The sequence below is a fragment of the Bacillus sp. C30 genome (assembly GCF_040838255.1).
In the GTDB taxonomy this organism is placed as follows: domain Bacteria; phylum Bacillota; class Bacilli; order Bacillales; family Bacillaceae_G; genus Bacillus_A; species Bacillus_A mycoides.
Genome location: NZ_JBFPJH010000444.1, coordinates 1 through 2,377, shown reverse-complemented (window position 1 = coordinate 2,377; position 2,377 = coordinate 1). Strand labels below are relative to the sequence as shown.

Genomic DNA, 2,377 nt, shown 5'->3' with positions numbered 1-2,377 from the left:
ATACTCTTTAAGTTCACCTTCAGTTAACGCTGAAAGAATTGTACCAATAGCAATTACTTTCTCAAGTTGAGTTAGCTCCATCTATCTTCACCCCTTTTCGTTTCCCTATTTTTGTATAAGAAAAAGAGCATCCCAAGCCAAAAGATGCTCTTCCCACAGAGAGAGGTATGTGTATGATATTGAAATAGGACAACTGAGTTTGTCCATATTTTACTATATGTATAGTCTTCTCCGTGTGTGCAAACGAAAGAGAGCACTCCCCAACCTACATGCTCTCTCGGAAAAAATATTGACTACGTTCTATATGATTGTATTCTTCTCCATTCCGATTATGTCTGAAATTTGGTAAATATTACGAAATTAATTAGTTTTTTGGTAACAGTCTTTATCCTTTTTACATATATTATTTTGAAATCCTTACTTGTCAAACTATTATTTATTTAGGACTCATTCTCACAACAATAATAGTAGACTGTAAGTTTCAAAAAACGAGTACTCCGTCACCAGTACTCGTTTTTTTACATAATGAAAGAATAACTGTATACCAGCTGTTCTTTCGTCAATTTCTTGCAATCAAGGCAATTGCAATTGCCTTATCACCTGCAATTACTAAATCAATGATAATAATTGATAACAGCGCTGACAAAAATTCAAATGAGAATATCTTCAATATACCTTCAAAATAAATTGTGTACAGCGATTAATAATAATATTACTCCACTTAAGACAGTACTAAATTGTCCAAGTGTCCATGCTCCAATTCTTACATTTGCAACCTTTTCCCCTAATTTAATACCTAACCAAATTGCAAGAAAACTAAATATAGCCGCTGCTAACGATATGGCAAATGGAGAAAGTTTCAATAATCCTGCACCTAATCCATTCGTAAGAGCATTCATAGAAATAGCAATTCCTAAAACAATTGCTTCGAAAAAACTGATATCCCCTGATTTATCAAGATCAGCCTTTTCAGGTGATTTCAAATATCCAGTAACAACATTTGAAGTAGTCTCATCATCCTTCAATATTTCTTGACTGACTTGATTTTCCCTTGGAATAGTTAGCAAAATGATCCTTAATCCAATTACAAATAAAAATACTGTACCAATAACACTAGACAATGTACCTGGGAAGATTTTCACAATGTATTGCCCAAACATAATACCAAATTCACTAAAAACAAAAGCTATAATTGCAATCACAAAATTGGACAGAATTCCGATACGAATCTTCCGAATGCCATAAGATATTCCTACCCCAAAGTTATCAATACTAGATGATAACGAAAGCAACAATACGGTAATCAAAGAGGTTATAGTCATAGCTGTTTTACTCCTTTTCCGATGCTGTTTGAATTAAATTAATAGCTAAACAAATGAACCTATTAATTGTTAGATCATTCTATTATTTGATAAGTTGGCTCTTATTTCTGGGTTATTGTATGATATGTGAAAAAAAATGTTCCAAATCAAGTCATGTAATGATGAGATTTTTTTTGTTTAAACTCAATACAATCTATTCTTATTTTTTATTAATATTACGGTACGTAATATTTTAACATCTACACATAAACAAAAGAACAACCTATACGTTCAGTTGCCCTTTCATCAATTCTTTATGTTATTACTATAACTCATTTTTACAAGGGTTTCGATTCACTTTAGGAGTGAACCTAAATGATACCTTCCTTTTCAGCAAATCGTATGACTTTTAAAATTTCAGCATGCTTCTTTTTTATATGACTAAAACTGTAACTTACACTATCAGCAATCTGTTCTAACGTCATACCGTCTATATATTTCATCTTCAATATTTGATGATCTAATCCCTTGAACTTACCAATTATTTGTTTTAAATCGTATAAATCATTCATCTTATGTGCTAATTCATATTCAATCCGTTCTATATGGCCTTCTACTTTCGCACCTTCTGATTCAGCTGTTAAACGGACGTCTTGTAAATCACCACTTACCCAACGTTTTAATTCTCTTTTACTGCGCTGTAGATTAAACTCAATGTACTCAATTTCCCCTTCTAATTCTTGATATATCTTTAGCCAGTTAAACAAATGATGATTCACCTACTCCCTTTTATCATCTTCTTTATGACTCTAATGATCCTCGTTTTTTCAATTGTCTGCGGATTGTACTCTTGTCGCACCCCAATATTTCCGCGATTTGAACGTATGTCAGGCCATCTTTTTTCAATCCCATTACGTCTTGACATACCTGATCCCACTTCACTTTTGTTTTATACTCTCGACTTTTTTCATCTGTAATCAAACTTGAACCTAATTGCTGAATTTCTTGACCAATCTTACACGTTTCTGTGCAGTATGGATGTACTTTTCCCATATGATACTCACAATTATTATGAC

The 2,377-nt window shown here is 32.5% G+C and carries 2 protein-coding genes and 2 pseudogenes; all 4 read right to left on the bottom strand.

The window, feature by feature from the left end:
* Positions 1–562 precede the first annotated feature (562 nt).
* Positions 563–670: pseudogene (locus AB3X49_RS21510) on the bottom strand (TerC family protein); the annotation flags it as partial.
* Positions 671–677: 7 nt separating this feature from the next.
* Positions 678–1,328 (bottom strand): annotated as a pseudogene (ytaF, locus tag AB3X49_RS21505) (sporulation membrane protein YtaF); the annotation flags it as partial.
* Between the two features lie 344 nt (positions 1,329–1,672).
* On the bottom strand, positions 1,673–2,068 hold the full coding sequence (locus AB3X49_RS21500) for a hypothetical protein (RefSeq protein WP_367964626.1): 396 nt from the start codon (positions 2,066–2,068) through the stop codon (positions 1,673–1,675).
* Between the two features lie 34 nt (positions 2,069–2,102).
* Positions 2,103–2,377 (bottom strand): helix-turn-helix domain-containing protein (locus AB3X49_RS21495; RefSeq protein WP_367964624.1); only part of this gene is annotated, 275 nt, incomplete at its 5' end.